21 protein-coding genes and 1 pseudogene are annotated in these 19,283 nt (G+C 65.4%); 16 read left to right on the forward strand and 6 right to left on the reverse strand.

Annotated elements, in window-relative coordinates; genetic code table 11:
* Positions 1 to 25 precede the first annotated feature (25 nt).
* Positions 26 to 1,240: a citrate synthase family protein gene (locus RZE77_RS09485; RefSeq protein WP_319441614.1), complete on the reverse strand. Its 1,215-nt coding sequence runs from the start codon at positions 1,238 to 1,240 to the stop codon at positions 26 to 28.
* A 38-nt stretch (positions 1,241 to 1,278) separates the two neighbouring features.
* Between RZE77_RS09485 and RZE77_RS09490 the strand changes: the two genes are divergently transcribed.
* The 4 genes from RZE77_RS09490 to RZE77_RS09505 all read left to right on the forward strand — a co-directional run bounded on the left by RZE77_RS09490 (position 1,279) and on the right by RZE77_RS09505 (position 5,096).
* Positions 1,279 to 2,730, forward strand: coding sequence for an acyclic terpene utilization AtuA family protein (locus tag RZE77_RS09490; RefSeq protein ID WP_319441615.1), 1,452 nt, complete (start codon positions 1,279 to 1,281; stop codon positions 2,728 to 2,730).
* Positions 2,717 to 3,022, forward strand: coding sequence for a DUF4387 domain-containing protein (locus RZE77_RS09495; protein ID WP_319441616.1), 306 nt, complete (start codon positions 2,717 to 2,719; stop codon positions 3,020 to 3,022). The genes RZE77_RS09490 and RZE77_RS09495 overlap by 14 nt, the downstream gene beginning before the upstream one ends.
* Before the next feature lie 102 nt (positions 3,023 to 3,124).
* Positions 3,125 to 4,102: a Bug family tripartite tricarboxylate transporter substrate binding protein gene (locus tag RZE77_RS09500; protein ID WP_319441617.1), complete on the forward strand. Its 978-nt coding sequence runs from the start codon at positions 3,125 to 3,127 to the stop codon at positions 4,100 to 4,102.
* The gene (locus tag RZE77_RS09505) at positions 4,092 to 5,096 is read left to right on the forward strand and encodes a Bug family tripartite tricarboxylate transporter substrate binding protein (protein WP_319441618.1); all 1,005 of its coding nucleotides are present in this window, start codon (positions 4,092 to 4,094) and stop codon (positions 5,094 to 5,096) included. The genes RZE77_RS09500 and RZE77_RS09505 overlap by 11 nt, the downstream gene beginning before the upstream one ends.
* A gap of 446 nt (positions 5,097 to 5,542) precedes the next feature.
* Here RZE77_RS09505 and RZE77_RS09510 read toward each other — a convergent pair whose 3' ends face one another.
* The 3 genes from RZE77_RS09510 to RZE77_RS09520 form a co-directional block, all read right to left on the reverse strand.
* Positions 5,543 to 5,938: a helix-turn-helix transcriptional regulator gene (locus tag RZE77_RS09510; protein WP_319441619.1), complete on the reverse strand. Its 396-nt coding sequence runs from the start codon at positions 5,936 to 5,938 to the stop codon at positions 5,543 to 5,545.
* Positions 5,939 to 6,138: 200 nt separating this feature from the next.
* On the reverse strand, positions 6,139 to 6,579 hold the full coding sequence (locus RZE77_RS09515) for a hypothetical protein (protein WP_319441620.1): 441 nt from the start codon (positions 6,577 to 6,579) through the stop codon (positions 6,139 to 6,141).
* Between the two features lie 53 nt (positions 6,580 to 6,632).
* The gene (locus RZE77_RS09520; RefSeq protein ID WP_319441621.1) at positions 6,633 to 7,871 is read right to left on the reverse strand and encodes a hypothetical protein; all 1,239 of its coding nucleotides are present in this window, start codon (positions 7,869 to 7,871) and stop codon (positions 6,633 to 6,635) included.
* A 321-nt stretch (positions 7,872 to 8,192) separates the two neighbouring features.
* Here RZE77_RS09520 and radC point away from each other — a divergent pair, with 321 nt between their 5' ends.
* On the forward strand, positions 8,193 to 8,723 hold the full coding sequence (gene radC, locus RZE77_RS09525) for a RadC family protein (RefSeq protein WP_319441622.1): 531 nt from the start codon (positions 8,193 to 8,195) through the stop codon (positions 8,721 to 8,723).
* A gap of 31 nt (positions 8,724 to 8,754) precedes the next feature.
* Here radC and RZE77_RS09530 read toward each other — a convergent pair whose 3' ends face one another.
* Positions 8,755 to 9,564, reverse strand: coding sequence for an NYN domain-containing protein (locus RZE77_RS09530; RefSeq protein WP_319442328.1), 810 nt, complete (start codon positions 9,562 to 9,564; stop codon positions 8,755 to 8,757).
* A 543-nt stretch (positions 9,565 to 10,107) separates the two neighbouring features.
* Between RZE77_RS09530 and RZE77_RS09535 the strand changes: the two genes are divergently transcribed.
* The 4 genes from RZE77_RS09535 to RZE77_RS09550 all read left to right on the forward strand — a co-directional run bounded on the left by RZE77_RS09535 (position 10,108) and on the right by RZE77_RS09550 (position 15,010).
* Positions 10,108 to 10,935, forward strand: a complete 828-nt coding sequence (locus RZE77_RS09535) for a DUF932 domain-containing protein (protein WP_319441623.1) — start codon at positions 10,108 to 10,110, stop codon at positions 10,933 to 10,935.
* Between the two features lie 75 nt (positions 10,936 to 11,010).
* Entirely contained in the window at positions 11,011 to 13,047 is a 2,037-nt protein-coding gene (locus tag RZE77_RS09540; protein WP_319441624.1) for a ParB/RepB/Spo0J family partition protein, read from the forward strand.
* Between the two features lie 710 nt (positions 13,048 to 13,757).
* A complete protein-coding gene (locus tag RZE77_RS09545; protein WP_319441625.1) occupies positions 13,758 to 14,066 on the forward strand; it encodes a DUF736 domain-containing protein in 309 nt (102 codons plus the stop codon).
* A 602-nt stretch (positions 14,067 to 14,668) separates the two neighbouring features.
* Entirely contained in the window at positions 14,669 to 15,010 is a 342-nt protein-coding gene (locus RZE77_RS09550; RefSeq protein ID WP_319441626.1) for a DUF2958 domain-containing protein, read from the forward strand.
* Between the two features lie 29 nt (positions 15,011 to 15,039).
* Here the strand turns inward: RZE77_RS09550 and RZE77_RS09555 are convergent, their stop codons facing one another.
* Positions 15,040 to 15,330, reverse strand: a complete 291-nt coding sequence (locus RZE77_RS09555; protein WP_319441627.1) for a helix-turn-helix domain-containing protein — start codon at positions 15,328 to 15,330, stop codon at positions 15,040 to 15,042.
* A gap of 219 nt (positions 15,331 to 15,549) precedes the next feature.
* Between RZE77_RS09555 and RZE77_RS09560 the strand changes: the two genes are divergently transcribed.
* From RZE77_RS09560 to RZE77_RS09590, 7 genes and pseudogenes are all read left to right on the forward strand, one after another.
* Positions 15,550 to 15,891 carry a DUF2958 domain-containing protein gene (locus RZE77_RS09560; RefSeq protein WP_319441628.1) on the forward strand — a complete coding sequence of 114 codons (342 nt, stop codon included), beginning with the start codon at positions 15,550 to 15,552 and terminating at the stop codon, positions 15,889 to 15,891.
* A 109-nt stretch (positions 15,892 to 16,000) separates the two neighbouring features.
* Complete coding sequence (locus tag RZE77_RS09565; RefSeq protein WP_319441629.1) at positions 16,001 to 16,213, forward strand: transcriptional regulator domain-containing protein; 213 nt, start codon at positions 16,001 to 16,003, stop codon at positions 16,211 to 16,213.
* Between the two features lie 52 nt (positions 16,214 to 16,265).
* Complete coding sequence (locus RZE77_RS09570) at positions 16,266 to 16,808, forward strand: DUF2285 domain-containing protein (protein ID WP_319441630.1); 543 nt, start codon at positions 16,266 to 16,268, stop codon at positions 16,806 to 16,808.
* A 92-nt stretch (positions 16,809 to 16,900) separates the two neighbouring features.
* On the forward strand, positions 16,901 to 17,197 hold the full coding sequence (locus RZE77_RS09575; protein WP_319441631.1) for a helix-turn-helix transcriptional regulator: 297 nt from the start codon (positions 16,901 to 16,903) through the stop codon (positions 17,195 to 17,197).
* 3 nt (positions 17,198 to 17,200) lie between these two features.
* Positions 17,201 to 18,046: pseudogene (locus tag RZE77_RS09580) on the forward strand (replication initiator protein A); the annotation flags it as partial.
* 200 nt (positions 18,047 to 18,246) lie between these two features.
* Entirely contained in the window at positions 18,247 to 19,008 is a 762-nt protein-coding gene (parA, locus tag RZE77_RS09585; protein ID WP_319441632.1) for a ParA family partition ATPase, read from the forward strand.
* Positions 19,005 to 19,268, forward strand: coding sequence for a chromosome partitioning protein ParB (locus RZE77_RS09590; RefSeq protein WP_319441633.1), 264 nt, complete (start codon positions 19,005 to 19,007; stop codon positions 19,266 to 19,268). The genes parA and RZE77_RS09590 overlap by 4 nt, the downstream gene beginning before the upstream one ends.
* Positions 19,269 to 19,283 lie beyond the last annotated feature (15 nt).

Below are 19,283 nucleotides of genomic sequence, written 5' to 3' on the forward strand. Positions count from 1 at the left end.
GGTTGCATCGATATATCTGAGATCTCTACGGAAGAATCCCGTTGTAGTTCACCTTCCAGCGCACCAACGGCAATTCGCTCTGCTGCTCCCAGGCATGAGCGACCCAGCCGGCGATGCGTCCCAAGCGCACCAGGTTGGCATCAGGCTCGGCGCCGATGCGACGGTTCACGTAGGCCGCCAGGAACGCGAAATCAGGCAACTTACCGGTGAGGTCGCTCGCAAGTTCGACGGCCCGTTCGAAGCGGGAGAAGGCCCGCTCTGAGGCGAGCAGCGATCGCAGTGAGCCCCAAAGAGCAGCGGCGCGCGGATCGGGCACCTCGAAAGGCGAATAGCCGAATCCGGGTATCTCTTCGCTTTCGCGCACGCGCGTTCGAACCGGCTCGGTCGGATCGGCCGCCGCGTCGATCTCCGCAAGGAAGCGTGCAAATGCGCTCGCCCGCACCGCCGGGAGCCGCTTGCCCGTGGCGGCCGAAAGTCCTGCAATCACGCAGCGGTAGGGCGTCGCGCCCGTATTCGCCGCGGCACGAACGACGTAAGTTGACGGATGCATCCCCTGGTCTGCGGAAAGGACCAGGACGCGCCGAAGCGCATCCTCCAGCTTGGCACCACAGCGCGTTGTCATTGCAATGTATCGATGCAGCGGTACACCATCCGGCGGCGCTTCCTGCCTCAACATCAGAGCGGCAAACCAGCGCAGCACGTCGGCCCCCGAACGGAGAAACCCCTGCTTCGAAAGGTCGTAGGCTCGAGGATTGGCAGCCTCGATGACGGGCAGCAGCATCGTTGCGCGGTCCAACGCGCTGCAATCGGCGCTTGCTCGCTGAAGCGCATCCCACCGAGACGGGAGCTTTGCCGCAGTCTGCTCGAACGGATCAAAGTCCTCGCACTGCCAGAGCAGGCGGCTCACGTCCTCGAGGCTGGCCGTTTCAGCAAGGTGTACCGCGCTGACGCCGCGATAGAACGATCCCGCTTCGGTCATGAGGGTGATCGCGGATGAGTTGGTCAGGCCCGGTGAAGCATCGCGCGACGACCCCAGCGAGATACCGGCTTTCAGCTGCTCGATGTCTGAGCGCAGATAGCGGCTGCTGCGCGCGCCCCGCGGGCGATGTGCGCGGATGTTCTTGCGGCTCACGTAGGTGTAGAGCGTCGGCACGCTGACATTGAGGGCGCGCGCCGCCTCTTCGGCCGTCATGTAGAGCCCGCTGCTGGAGCCGAGTTCAGGAGGCGTTTCGCGGTTCATGATTGGCTCCATCTTTATATCGATGCGAAGCGTCGAGATTGACGGCAAAAGTGATTGTCGTCGATATTCCGTGCCAGTCGATCACTGGAGACACCATGAAGGAATGTAGATTCATCGCCGCAAGCGGCATGCTCGGAGTGGGCATCTGCGAGGACAGCCTCAAGAAGGCCCTTGAACTGGAGCCTCATTTCGTGGCGTGCGATGCCGGCACGACGGATGCGGGGCCGTTCGCTCTTGGGATGGGGATCAGCGCCTTTCCGCGCGAGGCGATCCGCCGCGACCTCGCCGTCATCCTGCGCAACACCCGTCCTCGCAAGATCCCGGTGCTGATCGGCTCTGTGGGAACCGGCGGCGCCGACGTGCATGTGGATTGGTTCCTCGAGATTGCGGCGCAGGTCGCAAAGGACGAGCAGCTCGATCTGAAGGTGGCAGCGATTCGTTCGGAGCAGAGCAAGGACTTCCTGGTCGATCAACTGGAGCAAGGCCGGATCCGGGCCCTCGATCCGGCTCCGCCGCTCAGCGGCGACGTTATCCGGCGCAGCACGCGCATCGTGGCGATGATGGGCGCCGAGCCCTTGCAGGCGGCCTTGAAGGAGGGCGTGGACCTGATCGTCGCCGGCCGCTGCAGCGACCCTGCGCTTTTTGCCGCGATGCCGATTCTCATGGGCCTGCCGCACGGTCTGTCGTGGCATGCAGGAAAGGTGGTCGAGTGCGGACAGTCGGTTTGCGAGAAGCCCGGCCCCGGCGTCGTGGTCGGCTATATACGACCCGACGAGGTCGTCATCCAGCCGATGGGTCCGGGCCTGCGCTGCACGACGCAGTCCGTGGCCGCCCACAGCCTCTATGAAAACGCCAACCCGTTCCACTTCGTCGAGGCGTCCGGGGCGCTCGACCTCACCGAGACCACCTACGAGCAGCTGGACGACACGAGCGTCCGGATCCGCGGCAGCGCGTTCCGTCCCGCGAAGCAGTACACCGTCAAGCTCGAAGGCGCCGAGCTTGTCGGCTACCAGAGCATCCTGATCGGCGGGATTCGCGATCCTTTCATCCTCGGCGAGTTCGATACTTGGTTGGGACGCGTGCAGGCGCGTGTTCACGCCTCGGTGGAACGCGTGTTCGGGCGTTCGCTCGAAGTGCTCGGCGCAAGAATCGACTATCACGTCTACGGTCGGGACGGCGTGATGGGGCCTTTGGAGCCGCAGCGCGAGCGCGTGCCGCACGAAGTGGGGATCGTGGTTGAGGCCACCGCCCCCGATCAGGCAACTGCGACGGGTCTCGTCCAGTTGACGCGCCAGCCGCTCCTGCACCAGCCCACGTCGAAATGGAAAGGGTCGATCACGGGTTTCGCCTGCCTGCACAACCCCTCGCACATCGAACGAGGTGCTGTCTACAAGTTCAATCTGAATCACGTCGTGTTGCCGGAGACACCGCACTCGCTCTTCCGCACCACGATCCACCAGTTCGAAGGAGCACGCCATGCGACTGTCTGACCTCGCCGCCATGGTCCGAAGCAAGAATGCAGGGCCCTTCGTCCTGACCTTCGACATCCTGTTCTCGGACGAAGAAAGCTACCGGCGCGTCAAGCATTCGGGCGCGCTGAATGCGCAGATGTTTGCCCGGCTCTACCGCACGAGCGTTGAGCAGGTGAGCTTCTTCGAGTGCGACCTCGCAAGGGCTTTCAAGTTCAGCATCCCCCATCCCACGACCCAGGGGGCGCTGGGCGCGGCCGACTTGCATGGAGGGCAGCAGTTCATTCCGCTGCTCGACGTGAACATTCCCTGAGTCGATGAGGGTCCAGCGGACCCTCGATCGGTGGAAGTCGAACGGGTCCTCTGGTAGAGGGCCAGGGACCCTATACCCAAAAAAATGACGGAGACAAGTTCCATGTGCAAAGCGATTCACCTTCTGGCGTCAGGCCTGGCCCTGACTGCCGCATTGATGGCGACCGGGCCGGCGGCGGCCAACGACAAATGGCCAAGCAAGCCGGTAAAGATCATCGTGCCGACGGCCCCCGGCCTGGCCTCGGACGCACTCGCGCGCCTGTTGGCCGACCATCTCTCGAAATCCTTGGGGCAGGCCTTCTTCATCGAGAACCGTCCGGGTGCGGGCGGCCTCATTGCGGTGACAGCGGTGGCGCGCGCGCCGGCCGATGGCTATGTGCTGACGATCGCATCGAGCGCGATCACCATTTCTCCCGCGGTCATGACCAACCTGCCCGTGAATCCGCTGCGGGAGCTGGCGCCCATTGCCAACATCGCGCTGACGCCGCAGCTCATCACGGCAAGTGCATCGGGACCCTATGCGAAGCTGTCCGACCTCATCGCCGCGGCGAGCAGGAAGGACCTGCCGTTCGGCATCCCGCCGCTAGGCTCGACCAGTCATCTTGCGTACGAAGCCTTCTCGCGGTCCGTGAAGGTCAAATTCAATCTGATCCCTTTCAGGGGCAACACGGACGCGGCCACCCAGGTCATCGCGGGCGACGTCGCTGCAATGTATGACACGGTTCCCGGCTCGCTGCCCCTGGTGCGAAGTGGAAAGCTGCGCCCGCTGGCGGTCGCGGACCAAAAACGGTCCCCGTTCCTGCCGGAGACGCCAACCCTTGCGGAGCTGGGCATCAAAAATGCCGAAGCCGTTGGCTGGATCGGACTGGCCGCCGCTGCCAAGACGCCGACGCCGATCCTCGACCGCCTCAATGCAGAGGTACGCACCTTCATTGCCAGTCCTGCCACTCAGCAGGCCATGAAGATGCAGGGCTTCGTCCCGGCGGAAGACTTGAGCCGAGACGGCTTTGAACGAATGATCGATGCCGAAGCGAAGCGCTGGGCAAAGCTGGCCAAGGAGGCGAACATCCGTGTCGAATGAACTTCTCACGCGGGCCTGCGCCGTCCGCAGGCGTGACCTGTTGGCCATCGGCCTCTTCTGCAGTGTCCGTGCGCCGGTGGCGTATGCGGCCGAGGACCGTTTTCCGAGTCGCCCGATCACGATCCTCGTTCCGTATCCACCTGGTGGGTCCAACGATGTGTTCGGGCGGGTGATCGCCGATCAGCTGAGCCACAAATTCGGACAGCCGGTGATCGTCGAGAACCGGCCCGGCGCGAGCGGACTCATTGGATTGGGTGCTGTTGCGCGCGCGCCGGCAGATGGCTACACCCTCGCGCTGGTGTCCTCGTCGTTTACCACGGCCGTGACGGTGCAGCCCAAGCTGACGTTTGATCCTGTTCGAGATTTCCAACCCGTCGCAAGGATCAACAGCAGCCCGTTGGTCATTCTGGCCACGCCGCGTCTGGGGGCCAAGACTCTGGACGACTTCATCGCCATCGCTCGCAAGCGTCCAGGGCAACTCAACTATGGAAGTTCAGGCGTCGGAAGCATGAACCAATTCGCGGCGGAATTGTTCGCGAGCGCTGCTGGCATCCAGCTCGTGCACGTGCCGTATCGGGGCATGAATCCGGCAATGTCGGATCTTGCCAGTGGGCAGATCGATTTGGTCATCACCAGTCTGCCGTCCGCCCAGGCGTTCCTGGGCAATCACCGAGTCTTGCCGCTCGCGACCACAGGCGATGAACGCATGCCTGGATTACCCACTGTGCCGACTTGCAGACAGGCTGGGCTGGGGGACTTCACTTTGAGCGGCTGGGCTGGCATTCTGGCCCCTGGCCGAACACCACCTGCCACCGTGGCGTTCCTGAATGCGGCGATCAACGAGGCGATGACCAGTCCGGAAAGCCAAAAGGCGCTCGCCGGGGATGCCTCTTCCTTTAGAGCATTCACGCCAGCCGCATTTGCAGATGAAGTGAAAAAGGATCTGACTCGTTGGCGCCAGATTGCGAGAGCAAAGAACATCCAGGCCGAGTGAACGAAAGCAACTGGCTGCCGCATGACGCACCGCAGGTGCTGGACAACGTGCGAGGCGTGGTTTCGCTGGGGCTGAGCGGCTTGGCTGCCAGACCTTCATCGCACGCCGGGGCCGGGCTGTCGAGGTGCTGCCGCCGACGCGGGAGTGCACGCCGCCGTTTTCAGTGATCTACGCGCCGCATCGGCGGCTCTCGCCCGCTTCGGCGCGCTGATCGACTCTCTGGCCAAGCTCTCATGCCGCGCGCTCTAGATGGGCTCCATCAGTTCAGAGAACCATTCCACGAATGCGACAAGACGCCATGAGCGCTGGCGCAAGGTGGAGATACAGGAGCGAGATCGGCATCTGAACCAACCCGGTCCGGTGCCGGCTCGGCAACCGGCAATGTACGTTTCGGCGTTGTTCACGATCGCCGTGCTGCGCACGTCGGCGTTCTCCAAGGGCGCGCGTCACGCGCTCTCCGGAAGGTTTCCCAGAGGGCCGTGCTGCGATTGGTGCGCACGGGTTCGAGGCGCCCGCTCTCGGATGCGGTCCGCGATCCACGATTGCACTGCGCTCTCCGGCCACGCCGCAGTGCGCTGTCCGGCTTTCACCGAGCGCGGAAAGATGCCCCTGCGCATTTGTTCGTAGACGGCTGACCTGCGCAGGCCGGTGAGGCGCTCGACTTCAGGCAGTCTCAAAAGCCTGTCGGGGGCGCGCTTGATCGTTTGCGCCAAGAGCATCGTTGAGTCGTCACAAAGGAGCGTGAGCGCCTCCTGCAGCAGACGAGCCGCTTGCAGGACTCGTTGATCGGTATGGTCAGTGGCGACGCGTGCGCTCGATTCACGGTTGGTCTGGGCTCGCATGGGCATTGCCTTTCGGTTCTTCCGCAGCGCGTCCAATCCCGTTGCGGAATGTCCATAGATTGCCGGGCATGTCTGCTGAGACCAACTCGCTGTAGCAATGCGAGGCGTACCGGAGCGGAGGTGTGCGAATCGGAAGAGGCGTTCAGCACATGGTGAACATTCGTGCACTCTGATCAAGGTGGGTGTTGGGCCGATACTCCTCAATCTCTGCTCTTCTTTCTTTGCAGCAGAAACGCCTTGCGCTCGGCTCGTGCTTCGGCAACTTGCTTCAGTTCGGTGTAGGACTTTGCGTGGAGAACCCCTCCGCTGGGGTTCTTTACGTTCGGGTTCACGACCACGGCGAAGTAGGTGGGCGGCGATTTGGATCCTGCATTGCGGAAAATCTGTACCTGCATGCCGCTGTGCACATACTCTTCGACGACCTGATCATGGTCCGAGGGTTCCGAGTGCGGAATCTGTGCCTTCACACGACGCGCTCCGTCTCCCGCGGCGATGGGGTAGACGTTCAGCTCCAGAACCTGGGCATTCGACCCCACCTGGATCGCCGACCGCAGTGCGGCCTTGGTGGCCTCCGCGCCTTGGCCCGTGAGCGGGTTCATCTCGATGAGAACGTGCGCAAGGATTCGGCGGTTTTCGGCCATGTCGGGTTCCGATCGCTTCTGCGAAGGTTGGTGATGTGGTCTGGGGGCGCGCCTCATTCCGGCCACCAAAGCGGCCGTGCCGGCTGCGCTGCTTCGGCACGCAACGCGGCGGCCAGTTCATGCACGGGGTCCTGGAGGCTGCTTCGCACGAGTGCGATCCATGTACGTAATGCGTCATCCTCAGGTTGATCGCTGGCAATCCCCTCCAGGCGCGACAGCACATCCAGGGCGCTGTGATAGGTCGCCAGGGACTGGCCGACCGCGATGGCGCGAGGTAGTTGATTCGCCCGCGCTTCCCGGCGCTGGGCACGCGCCTGTTCTGCGGCCATCGCGATGTTGTGTGCCCGAGTTGCTTCCCGCTCCTGCTGTCGTCGGATGGCGGCTTCTTCGGCCACCAGCTTGGACCTGACTGCTTCGGCTTCGGGGAATGCGATCAGGGCGCGTGTGATCTCCGGAAGCTGTTGCTCCAACTGTTCGCGGTTGCCTGTCCATTGGCGGGCGATGACGTGCCAGTCTCTCTCCAGCTTCAGCTTGAAGCCATCGACGGCCCTGTATTCATCTCGATGAAAGAGGAAATCCGGGCGCTTGGGTTGCGCAATCTTCTCCACCTGTTCGGAGAAGTTCAGCCTGATGGCGCCGCCCGCGCGCCGGATCTCAACCGTGTTCGATGCGTCTCCCCGGCCAGCGACGACCTGGCAGCCTCCGGCGATCAGTCCCCGGATGAGCGCTTCGTGGAAACGGAGAATCCAATCGATGTGGGTGAGGGTCGCGGTGATGCGCAGGCAGCCGCTGCCCGAGGTGTACCGGCCCGAGGTCATCCGGTGCCTCGACATGGCGCCGAAGAAGGGCTTGCGCAGTCGCCTGGCTTCTTCGGCCTCCACTGCCAACTTCGCCTCATCGCGCTCGATGGACTGGAAGAAGCGGGCGGTCTTCGCCACCAGCGGGTGACAGTGATCGAGTGAGGGCGGGACATCGATGGGCTGCAGCACGACGGCATCCTTGGCCCGGGAAAACGCATGCTGGACCTGCTGGATCCTCGTGGCGTCGGAGGAACGGGCCGCCGTGGTGTCTTTCTCCGGCAAGTGGATTTCGTGATCCACGTCGGAAGGCGGCAACGGGGTCTGCACACAGATCTTGCCGACCGCGAGACGGGTCCAATGGCCGACGGGCGGAACAGGGATGTTGTATCGGCGGCAGAGCTTGGAGAGCCCGACATCGGACAGGCCGAGATTCGGCCCCAGATGGCGAAGCGGTGTCTGCCAGACCAACGCATATAGTTCGGATCGTCTCACGCACATCTCCATCGTCAGTCAAAAGGAAGGCCCCGGCAGGCCGTTTGGTTACGCCGAATCCGAGCCTCTGACCCTCTTTTTTATCAGCGTCCTGTGCCCCTTCCTCATGGAAGAGCCACCGCGCTGCGCTTGCCAGTGCGGGTGGATTGCGTGGTGGGGCGGCTTGCTGGTTCCCTTCATCCTTGCACACCGTTCTCGCCGTCAAGGTCTGCGCGTGCTGCGCACGCTGGCGTCCTTCGGCCGTCCACCGAACCCTGACGGCTGCGCTGCGGCGTGCCGGTTCCGGTCTCGGGCAATCCCGCCCGAGCACTGGAGTCCGCCATGTCGCACGATCTGTTCTCTTCCCTCCATTCCTTCGTTTCGGTTTCTTCGTCTTCGCTGCTGGTTCGCGATGCCGCGGGCGCGTACCGGCCGGCCGAGGCCGATGAAGTGCTGGCTGCGGCGCAGCGGGTGCTGGCGAGCAGGGTGCGTGGCGCCAACGTGCTGACTTCACCGACGGTGGTCAAGGACTTCCTGCGGACGCGGCTCGGGGCCTTGCCCCATGAAGTTTTCGCGGTAGTCCACCTGGATGCGCAGCATGTGGTCCTGGACTACGTCGAGATGTTCCGGGGCACGGTGACGCAGACCTCGGTCTATCCGCGCGAGGTGGTCAAGGATGCGCTGGCGCTGAACAGTTCTGCGCTCCTGCTGGTGCATTGCCACCCGAGCGGTTGTGCCCAGGTTTCGTTGGCCGACGAACATCTGACGCGGACGCTCAAGCAGGCGGCCGCGCTGGTGGATGTGCGGGTGCTGGATCACCTGATCGTCGCGGGCAGCACGGTCCTGTCGATGGCCGAGCGAGGGCTTCTGTGACCCAGGGGCCTTCGGGCCCCTGTGCCGACGACTAGGCGCGCGACGCGTCGGCTTCTGCGATGCCCTCGGCCTTGGGCAATAGGCTCACCGACCAATGGCCGCCTTGCTCCTGCTGAGGCGCCAACAGGTCATAGGTCTTGACCATGTTCAACAGTCCCGAGTGGCCATAGGTCTGAGGCGAGAAGGCCGGGTCGGTGCGCTTGAGGTACTGGCCCAGGACACCCAGGCCGACCTTGCCTTCTGACGTGTCACTGGCGAGCAGCGACACGGCCTCGACGAGGAAGCGTGGCCGGCGCTTCGGCGCCGGCTTGGGCAATTCCTGTTTTGGCGGCTCGGCCTTGGCAGCCTCTGCTTTCGCCGTGGTCTTCGGTGCGGCCTCGACGACTGCCTCCGCCGGAGGCTCCGGGCGGACCCATTCGAAGAACTGGTCGCTGGCGTTGCGCAGAGCGTCGGGTGTCTTGGGCTCACCAACGATGCAGACGGTGGCGCCGCGTTCGCGCAGCTTGCGGCACAGGTAGGCGAAGTCGGAATCGCTGGTGACCAGGCAGAAGGTGTCGGCCCGTTGGTCGAAGAGCGCTTCCAGCGCATCGAGCGCCAGGGCAATGTCTGCGGTGTTCTTGCCGGCGGCGTACTGGTACTGCAGGCAGGGTGTGAAGGCCAGGCGCACCAAGGCGTCCTGCCATTTGTTGGCCAGCGTGCCCTGGTTGCCGTAGCCGCGGCGCAGCACGACGCGGCCGAACTGCGCCACCATGCGCAGCGCATGTTCGAGGATGTCGGGCGGCACGTTGTCGCAATCGACCAGGACGGCCACGCGTGTCTCTGTTGTTGGGGTGGTGCTCATCCGGATTCCGTGTTGCTGGTTTGAACGGCTCACAACAGTAGCTGATTTCGGGCGTCGCCGGCCAAGGCGGTGATGTCCGGCCGCGCTGTCGTACTTGCGCATCAAGCCACCCTTGGCGCCTTGCCCCTGTGGGCTTCCATCGTTCCTTCGCTCCGCTCGACTGACGCCTCCGGCCCGGTTCGTTGATCCGGGCCTGCGCGCTTTGCTTGCGGGGGTCCGCGCAGAAGGCGTCCGTTGCCTGTCCAGCCTCTTTCCTGACCTCATCACCTTGTGCGCGACTGTAGCCCGCGGCCGGGTGACGTCAAGGCGCGCCAGGCCGTGTCCTCGGCTGCGGCCTGCGGGCCGCACCACCCCTGGCGCTTTCCTCCTTGACGGCACCCGGCCGCGCGCTCCTGACCGTCGCGGGCGATGAACTCAGGAAAGACGGTGGCAACGAGGCCAACCGGGTTCTTCGTGCCGACCCCACCGGAAGACCCGAAGAGGGCTCCGAATCTAGGAATCCGGTGGGGTTGTTCAACAGCCAACCTTGTCAGGAGAAAGACCATGCAACTTGCTTCCCGTTTCGCACCGGCTTCGCCGGTGCTGCGCTCGGAATCCCCACTGTCGGACGACCAGATCAGGGCCGTGGCCCCATCCATCTTCGCGGACGCTCCCCATGGCAGCCGCTCGCAGCGTTACAGCTACATCCCCACGGCCACCGTGCTGACCGAACTGCGAGGGGAGGGCTTCGAGCCCTTCATGGTGTGCCAGACCCGCGTGCGGCAGGAGGGGCGGCGCGACTTCACCAAGCACATGGTCCGGCTGCGCCACGCCAGCCAGATCAACGGCCATGAGGCCAACGAAATCATCCTGCTGAACTCGCATGACGGCACCAGCAGCTACCAGATGCTGGCGGGCATGTTCCGCTTCGTCTGCCAGAACGGGCTGGTGTGCGGCGACACCGTGGCGGACGTGCGTGTACCCCACAAGGGCGATGTGGCGGGGCACGTTGTCGAAGGCGCCTATGAAGTCTTGAGCGGTTTCGACCGGGCGCACGCATCGCGCGAATCCATGCAGGCGGTCACGCTGGACGCCGAGGAGTCGGAGGTGTTTGCCCGAGCTGCACTGGCCCTCAAGTACGACGATCCGGACAAGTCCGCGCCGATCACGGAAACGCAAATCCTGATGCCGCGCCGCACGGATGACGACAGCCGGGACCTGTGGAGCGTGTTCAACCGCACGCAGGAAAACCTCATCAAGGGCGGATTGAACGGGCGCGCCGCCAACGGGCGCCGCCAGAGCACGCGCCCGGTGCAGGGCATCGACCAGAACCTGCGCCTGAACCGCGCCCTGTGGCTGCTGGCCGATGGCATGCGCCAGCTCAAGGCCTGAACCCTCAGCCCGGAGGGGCGCAGCCCCTCCATCCGTTCCCCATTTTCTTCATCTTGTTCCGATAGGAGCTACACCATGAACACCGCTACCTTTCAAGAAGCCAACACCGTCGCCACGGCCGGCGCTGCCGTCGCCGTCGCGGCCTCGCAGGAACTGCTGCTGATTCCGCTGTCCAAGCTGCGGCCTTCGAGCCGCAACGTGCGCAAGAGTGGCGGCACGTCGGCTCCCGAACTGGCCGCGAGCATCGTGCGCGTCGGCCTGCTGCACAACCTCACCGTGGTGGCCGGGCCCGATGGTGAGCACTACGACGTGGTGGCCGGGCGGCGGCGTTTGGCCGCGTTGAAGCTGCTGGTCAAGCGTCGCAAGCTGGCGAAGAACCACGGGGTGCATTGCCTGTTGGTGCTTGATGATGCAGCCCGCACTGTCAGCCTCACCGAGAACGTGCAGCGCGAAGCCATGTCGCCCATCGAGGAGCTGTTCGCATGGAAGGACCTCGTGGCCGAAGGCCGGCCAGTGGAAGATATCGCCGCCGATTTCGGCGTCACGCCTCTCGTGGTGCAGCGGCGGCTCAAGCTCGCCAACGTCTCGCCCCGTTTGCTGGCGGACTTTGAAACGCAGGCCGTGTCGCTGGAGCAGTTGATGGCGCTCGCCATCACCGACGATCATTCGGCACAGGAAGCCGCGTTCTACGAATCGCCGCAATGGCAGCGCAGTCCGGAGGCGCTGCGCGATCGCCTGACGAGCGACGAGATCGACGCGAGCCGCGATGCGGTGGCGCGGTTCGTCGGGGTAGAGGCCTATGAGCAGGCGGGCGGTGGGGTTCGCCGCGATCTGTTCGCGGACGACCAGAACGGAGTCTTCCTGACGGACGGCGCGCTGCTGGACGCACTGGCGCGCGACAGGCTCGCCTTAATGGCCGAGCAGGTGCGGGCCGAAGGGTGGGCTTGGGTGGATGCCGTCCCACGCGCCACGTCATCAGACCTGTACCAGTTCCAGCGGGCGCGCAGCACGCGCCGCGAACCCAGCAAGGCCGAGGCCAAGCGCATCGCCAAGCTGGAGGACCGGCAAGCGGAGCTGCAAGAGCGGCTGGATGACGACAACGAGGACATGACCGACGAGCAGGCGCAGGCGCTGCACAACGCCATGGACGAACTTGGCGACGAACTGGAGGCCATCGAACGCCAGCTGATCGAGTACCCGCCGGCCGTGGTGGCGCTGGCCGGTGCCGTGGTGTCGCTCGATCCGATGGGCGGCGTGGTCGTGCATCGCGGCCTGCTGCGCGAGGAACAGGCCAAGGCGTTGCGGGAACAGGCGCGGGAGGAGGAGGACGCGAACGCCAGTGGCTCGGACGCGGCCACCGAGGAACCGTCCAAGCCCGGCATCTCGGAGAAGCTGGCGAAGCGCCTGAGCGCGCACCGCACGGCGGCCTTGCAGGCCGAGGTGGCCCGGCATCCGCACGTCGCGCTGGTGGCGCTGGTGCATCGGCTTGCGCTGCGCATGATCGTGGACAGCTATGGCTCGGGCGGCTCGCCGGTCGACATCACCGCCAGGCCGCAGGACGGGCTCGGGCTGCATGCGCCGGACATCGGGGAAGCGCCGGCGGCGGTGGGCATGCGCAAGGTTCGACAGGCGTGGGCCGATCGCCTGCCCGGCGACCCGGATGCGCTGTTCGACGAACTGCTGGCCTTCCCGCAGCAGGAACTGCTGTCGCTGCTGGCGGTGTGCGTGGCCTTCACGGTCAGCGCGCTGGCCTCGCATGAGGAAGAAGTGCCCGCCGCTGCGCTCGCGCAAGCGGTGGACCTCGACATGCACGACTGGTGGACGCCGACTGCTGCGGGCTACTTCGAGCATGTCTCGAAAGCCAAGGCGCTGGAAGCGGTGCTGGCGTTCGCGCCGGATCATGTCAACCGGCTTGGCAAGCTCAGGAAGGCCGAGATCGCGAGCGAGGCCGAACGGCTGGCGGCGGGGACGGGCTGGCTGCCCGTGATGTTCCGAGGGCAGGGGGATGTCGCCGAAATGCAGGCCGTGCCGAAAGGCAAGACAGATACCGATGTCGGGTCCAGCGGCGGTGCCGAGGCAGAAGACCGCGAGGATATGCACGCTGTCGCGTGAGCATGGCGCCCCGGCCTGCGGGCCGGGGCTTTTTTGAATCGGCGCGACGCGCGCGGCAAGTGTGCCGCGCGCGTTTTCACATCCAACGGCTGCGTCGCCGACATCTCAAAAGTGAGCACCCGTCGAAGGACGGGCGCAGGGCTGCGACAGGCCTTGCTGCGCTGGGTTCCGAAATGCGGCGCCGTCCCTGACGCTGGCGGGCACAGGCCCCCTGAAAACGGGTGGTGTCACCGGCGGGCCGTCTGCCATGCTGACCTTCTTCCACGCCCCCGATGCCGATCTTGTGTGCCGCCGCCATGCGGCGGTGCGTTCTCTCTTGGTTTCGCTGGTCAGTCGGCCTCGCATTCGGCCGCAGCCGAATCCGTGCTGGGAGGCCGTCTCGTCGGGCTATTGCCGGGCGCATGCGTCCCTTGCGAGGACAGGTCCGCGCCCACGGCCTTGTATGTGTCGTGAATCCTGGCGCGGGCACGGCGGCGCTGCTCTGCGTTTCGCTTGCCTCGGGCTTCATCGCCGCAACCGTCCGTCCCGACAAATTTCCCCTCCGCTACGCGGATTCCTCGCGAGGCAAATTTCTCGGGACTCCCGGTTCTTCGCTGCGCTGCGGCCCCTGCGCTTTGCTTTGGGGTGCGGCGCGCCCGGACCCGCGCCGTCCGGATCACGCCAAGGCCGCGATGGGCGCGGACCTGGATCAACCTCGAAAGGACTTCATCATGAGCACCATTGGTAACTTCACCACTTCGGGCGACGGCTACACCGGCACGGTTCGCACCCTGACCTTGAACGTCAAGGTCAAGATCGCCGCCAGCGACAAGGCGAGCGAGAACGCCCCGGACTACCGCGTCATCGCGGGCAACGGGCTCGAGATCGGCGCGGCGTGGAAGAAGGTCAGCAAGGCGGACCGGCCCTACCTGTCGGTGACGCTGGACGACCCGTCGTTCCCGGCGACCATCTATGCCCGCCTGGTCGAGGGCGACGACGGCGCGCACAACCTGATCTGGTCGCGCAGCAAGGGCGACTGAGAGTCGCCCTCGGCGCCCCGCTGCGGCGGGGTGCCGTCTTCCGCCAATCGCTTCGACGGCCCGCGGAGTGCTCGCGGGCCTTTGTCGTGTCTGGCTTCCAGTTCCTGGTGCCGTGTTCCTTTGCGGAAGCGCAGATCGGCGCAAAAGCGTGATGTCGTGTTCGCACTTCGTCGTAAAGCCGACGTCTCGGGTTCGTGTGTCTGTGGCTTTGCGGAGATGCGCCACGCCGGGTTCGCGATTCGGTGGGTATCAGCAGATGCGCTTCCGATGTTCCACGCTTCTGTGCGTCTCCGGCTGTGCCGGACCGCGCTGTCGTGCTGGCGCATCGAGCCGCCCATGGCGTCTCGCCCCGTTCGGGCTTCCATCCCTGACGCCTTCGCACCTGCGGTGCTGCGCGCAGCCGCTTGCGATGCGGGTGCATGCAGGGCGAGGGCTGGCTTGCTGTTCCCTTCATCGTCGCACGCCGGTCTGGCCGTCAAGGTCTGCGCGTGCCTTGCACGCTGGCGTCCTGGCGGCCGTCTTCGAACCCTGACGGCTGCGCTGCGCCGTGCCGCTTCCGGTCTCGGGCAATTCCGCCCGGCATCCTTCCAAGGAGAAAGACCATGACGACGCTCATCACCGACGAACAACGCGCGCTACTGCTGGCCAACGGCCGGGAGTCGGCCGAGAATCCCGACTTCGACCCGCGGCCGGTGGTCAAGTTGTTCACGCCCAGTGCGGGGGCGACCTGGCTGCTCACCGAACTTGATTCGGAAGAAATCGCATTTGGGCTTTGCGATCTCGGGCAAGGCTTTCCCGAACTGGGCTATGTAAGCCTGGCGGAGCTGGATGGCCTGCGCTGGAAGTGGGGGTTGCCCATCGAGCGCGATCTTTACTTCGTCGCGGACAAGCGGCTCAGCGGCTACGCACGTGAAGCGCGGCTGGCAGGCCGCATCGTGGCGTAGCGTCGCAGCGCGGCCCAACGGCCGCGCTTTCATTCTGTTTGCGAGCCCTGGATTTCGGCCAGCTCACGTCGTACAAGCTCGAAGAGCTTGTCTCTGGTCCTGTCGTTGTCACTGTAGGCCAGCGTCAGCAGCGTGAGTGGATGCACGTCCATGGCCTCGCACAGGTCGTTCACCTTGCTCAGGGTCGGACTCTTCAGGCCGCGCTCGAGCGAACTCAGGTACGTGCGACTCGACACGTCGGAGAACGCTTCCTGACTCAGGCCACGGGCTTTCCGGACAGCCTTGAGGGCCGCGGGGAAAGAGTGTGTGGTGGAGGTCATTCGGTCGTTCGTCGGAGAACGGCGATGACAACCCATCGACCTCTATAGGGCTACAATCTATAGTGTTCAACGGTGCATTCTCATCAAGCATTGGCTTTGTGCCGGCGCGAAAGGCGTTGCAGCAGCAGTGCTTCATGCAGGCTTTGAGTCGCGTGAAGTCACCAATTTGACTTACAAGTTCTCGTCCGTCGCTAGCATCCAAGGTCTCTTCCCGAAGCCATGGCAATCCTCACTGAACAGCAGCGTGACCAGATGCTGGCCAATGGCGCGGCGCGCGCCAGTGGCCAGGCCGTCGACCCCCATCCTGTCGTCAAGCTGTACACGCTGGACGCCCCCGCCTGCTGGCTGCTCACCGAACTCGATGCCGATGGTGATCGCGCCTATGGACTGACCGATGCCGGTACTGGCTTTCCTGAACTCGGGCACGTGAGCCTGTCGGCGCTCGAAGGTGTACGCGGCCCGCGGGGCCTGCGCATCGTCGCCGATCCGCATTTCAAGCCGCGGCAGCCGCTCTCGGGTTACACAGTCGACGCGCAGCGCGACGGATCGATCAACGATTGATCTTCATTGGCTGGCGCGTGGGATCGTCGCCGCCCGCGCGAGAGCGCGTCGCCGCAAAAGCCAGCCATGCCGGCCACGCCTGTGGCAGTGTTCTTCCAAGCAAGAAGAAGTGAGTTCTGCCATGACCGACCGCAAGGCCGAAGGCCTGCCGAGCGCGCCCTGGCGCGCGTCGGCGGCCTACCTCTACACGCTCGACCTCGACAGCCCCGCACTCGCGTGGGAATACCTGCGCCGCCATCCACAGTACCAAGCGGATTGGGCGCGGCGCGCCGCATCGCTCGAGCGGTGGGGATTGCGACAGCGCCGAAGACCCACGTCTTGATGCGCGCGAAGCGCGGCCGTGCTGGATCACGGCGGCTGACGAGTTGCTGCACGTGCGCGCTTCACGCGCGCACGGTGCGTCGACTCGGCCGTCCTTCGATCTCTGGCGCGTGCCCGGCCGCAAGCGCCTGGCGCTCGGCGGCTTAGGCCTCACGCTGCTGACCGAGGTATCCGCACATCGCATGCGCATGTCACTGGCTGATGACCTTGTCGACGGCGCGGCCTGTGCCTTCACCGTTCCGCTTGGCCCCGGCCTGCGCGGCCAGTTGGATGCGTTCAATGCGCAGGCGCAGGTTCTTCGGGGCCATGCGCCAGCCGAGGAGTCCATGCGGGCTGTCACCCGTGCAGCGCTGCTGCACCTTCGTGCCCTGCAGGCGCTCGATGGCGCGCAGGCTGGCGCGACGCACCGAGAAATTGCCCAAGCCCTGTTCGGTCTCGAAGCCGTGGCGCTGCGCTGGCAGGCCGACAGCGAACTTCGCGCCCAGGTCCGGCACCTGCTGCGGCGCGCCGAAGCGTACATGGGCGGCGGCTATCTGAGCCTCGCGGGCGTACGGCGCACCGCAGCCGAGCCCGCCGGAGACGAACCGATGCGCTGAATATCTCCCTGCGCAAGAAGGCCCTTACTCTCGAGACTGCCTCCATTGGGCTGCGAATGGTTCGCGGCCCCTCGACAGCGATGGAGGCCCTCATGGCAAGTGCCAGTTCCCCGTTTCCCGTCCGCGCTGCGGCGGCCCCGCCGCAGCCCCTTGCAGCACCCGTCGCGCCCGCCAACCCCGAGTTCCTGACCACCGACGAGGCCGGCGCCTTCCTGCGTCTGTCCCCGCGCACGCTGGAAAAGCACCGCGTGCTCGGGGGTGGGCCGCGTTTCCGCAAGTTCGGCGCGCGCGTGGTCTACGCGGTCGAGGACCTGCGCGCCTGGGCCGACAGCCGTGCCTACGGCATGACCTCCGATCCCGGCTACGTGCAGCGCGATTCCGTCCGCTGATTGATGCAGGGCAGGGAGGCTCCATCCATGTCGAAGCGCCCAAGCGAACGCGAGCAGCTCTCGCTGTTCCGCGCGCTGCCGGGCGACATGGCGCTGCGCGATGCACAGGACCTGATGGCCTACCCGTTCTTCTCGCTGGCCAAGTCGCCGCGCACCGTGCCGATCCGCTTCGACGCCGGTGGCGTGTCGCTCACGGTCGAGGGCGTGCCGGAACATGGCATTGCCACGATCTGGGATGCCGACGTGCTGATCTGGGCCGCCAGCCAGATCGTCCAGGCCAAGAAGGAGGGCATCGCGCCTTCGCGCTTGATGGTGGCCACGCCCTACGAGATCCTGCGCTTCGCGCAGCGCGGCACAGGCCGCAGCGACTACCTGGCGCTGCGCGCCGCGCTGGACCGCCTACAGTCCACCACCGTCGCCACCACATTGCGCCAGCGCGAACGTGCGAACGGCGCCATGCGTGTGCACCGCTTCTCCTGGATCAACGAGTGGAAAGAGTACCTCCGGCCCGATGGCCGCGCCGACGGTATCGAGCTGATCCTGGCCGACTGGTTCTTCTCGGGCGTCATGGACGAAGCCCTGGTGCTCACGCTCGATCCCACGTACTTCCGGCTTTCCGGAGGAATTGAGCGCTGGCTGTACCGGCTCGTGCGCAAGCACGGTGGACGGCAGCCCGGTGGCTGGCGCTTCGACATGCGCCACCTGTACCTGAAATCCGGGGCGCTCCAGCGCTACCGCGACTTCGCCGCGCACGTGCGCGGGCTGTCTGTACGACAGGCGCTGCCGGGCTACCGCCTCTTCATCGAGCGCAGCGGCGGCATCGAATGGCTGGCATTCCGCCCAACCCCAGCCGAGCCCTCCCAAACCGACTTGTCCACAACTTCTGTTGAAGAGCCTGTGGATGACGTGGGGACGGACTCGGTGGATCACCGGCACGCGACTCGGTGGATCACCGGCGCATCTATCGGTGGATCACCGGCGCCAAACAGCCCGCAAGCCGCGCCCAGCAACGGTTTCGGACCTCCCTAAACATCTAAAGGGATACATAAATGGAAGTCACGCGCGCGCGAGCAGATGCTGCTCAAAAAATGGGCAATGGTTCGGCGACTGCAAATCAGGCAGACCCGGCCTCCGAAACCAGCTCGCCAGGAAAAGAGGACAGCCGCCCCGGCAAGGTGGTCGCGCTGCTCAACCAGAAGGGCGGGGCAGGCAAGACGACACTGGCCACGCATCTGGCCGGCGAACTGGCCCTGCAGGGAAGCCGCGTCACGCTGCTGGATGCCGATCCGCAGGGGTCGGCCTTGGACTGGGCGCAGCGGCGGCTTCAGAGCGGCCAGGAGCGGCTGTACGGCGTCTTCGGACTGGCAAGGGACTCGCTGCACCAGGAGGCGCCGCAGATCGCTTTGAAGGCCGACTTCGTGGTGATCGATGGGCCGCCCCGTGTCGCAGCCCTCGCGCGCTCCGCGCTGCTGGCCGCCGACCTGGTGCTGATCCCGGTGCAGCCGAGTGCCTACGACGTGTGGGCCAGCCATGAGATGGTGCAACTCGTCATCGAGGCGAGGGTGTTTCGCCCCGCATTGCGCGCCGCTTTCGTGATCAATCGGCGCGTGGTCGGCACTGTCATCGGGCGCGAGGCGCGCGCGGCGCTGGCCGATCAGCCGTTCGCTGCACTGCACGCTGAAATCTCGCAGCGCATCGTGTTTGCCGACAGCGTTGCTGCCGGTCGACTCGCCTGCGAAGCGGCGCCGACATGCGCCGCGGCGCGCGAGATCGCTGCGCTGGCGCAGGCCGTGCGGGAGATGCTGCGATGACGTCGCGAGCGACATCGGCACCGCCGAAGCGCGCACCGATCGGCCGCAGGCCGGCTGCCGATCCGGCGTCGGCCTGGGTGCGGCGCGCCGACGAACCGGCAAGCGCGGACAAGGCGTCGATTTACACCGCGCGCCTAACCATCGACGTGACGCCGGCGCTTCGAGGTCACATTAAGGTGGTCGCGTTCAAGCGCGGCGTGACCGCGGCCGAGATGCTGCGCGAGTTGCTGGAGCGCGAGTACGGCGGAGGTGAACCGTGATGCAGCCGCAGCCGA

The sequence above is a fragment of the Variovorax sp. SPNA7 genome (assembly GCF_033807855.1).
GTDB classification, from domain to species: domain Bacteria; phylum Pseudomonadota; class Gammaproteobacteria; order Burkholderiales; family Burkholderiaceae_C; genus Variovorax; species Variovorax beijingensis.

Bases quoted from the DNA above. Each gene is read 5' to 3' on its own strand.
- RZE77_RS09485 (WP_319441614.1), bottom strand. From the start codon at position 1,240: ATGAACCGCGAAACGCCTCCTGAACTCGGCTCCAGCAGCGGGCTCTAC.
- RZE77_RS09495 (WP_319441616.1), top strand. From the start codon at position 2,717: ATGCGACTGTCTGACCTCGCCGCCATGGTCCGAAGCAAGAATGCAGGG.
- RZE77_RS09500 (WP_319441617.1), top strand. From the start codon at position 3,125: ATGTGCAAAGCGATTCACCTTCTGGCGTCAGGCCTGGCCCTGACTGCC.
- RZE77_RS09510 (WP_319441619.1), bottom strand. From the start codon at position 5,938: ATGCGAGCCCAGACCAACCGTGAATCGAGCGCACGCGTCGCCACTGAC.
- RZE77_RS09515 (WP_319441620.1), bottom strand. From the start codon at position 6,579: ATGGCCGAAAACCGCCGAATCCTTGCGCACGTTCTCATCGAGATGAAC.
- radC (WP_319441622.1), top strand. From the start codon at position 8,193: ATGTCGCACGATCTGTTCTCTTCCCTCCATTCCTTCGTTTCGGTTTCT.
- RZE77_RS09530 (WP_319442328.1), bottom strand. From the start codon at position 9,564: ATGAGCACCACCCCAACAACAGAGACACGCGTGGCCGTCCTGGTCGAT.
- RZE77_RS09535 (WP_319441623.1), top strand. From the start codon at position 10,108: ATGCAACTTGCTTCCCGTTTCGCACCGGCTTCGCCGGTGCTGCGCTCG.
- RZE77_RS09540 (WP_319441624.1), top strand. From the start codon at position 11,011: ATGAACACCGCTACCTTTCAAGAAGCCAACACCGTCGCCACGGCCGGC.
- RZE77_RS09545 (WP_319441625.1), top strand. From the start codon at position 13,758: ATGAGCACCATTGGTAACTTCACCACTTCGGGCGACGGCTACACCGGC.
- RZE77_RS09550 (WP_319441626.1), top strand. From the start codon at position 14,669: ATGACGACGCTCATCACCGACGAACAACGCGCGCTACTGCTGGCCAAC.
- RZE77_RS09555 (WP_319441627.1), bottom strand. From the start codon at position 15,330: ATGACCTCCACCACACACTCTTTCCCCGCGGCCCTCAAGGCTGTCCGG.
- RZE77_RS09560 (WP_319441628.1), top strand. From the start codon at position 15,550: ATGGCAATCCTCACTGAACAGCAGCGTGACCAGATGCTGGCCAATGGC.
- RZE77_RS09575 (WP_319441631.1), top strand. From the start codon at position 16,901: ATGGCAAGTGCCAGTTCCCCGTTTCCCGTCCGCGCTGCGGCGGCCCCG.
- parA (WP_319441632.1), top strand. From the start codon at position 18,247: ATGGAAGTCACGCGCGCGCGAGCAGATGCTGCTCAAAAAATGGGCAAT.
- RZE77_RS09590 (WP_319441633.1), top strand. From the start codon at position 19,005: ATGACGTCGCGAGCGACATCGGCACCGCCGAAGCGCGCACCGATCGGC.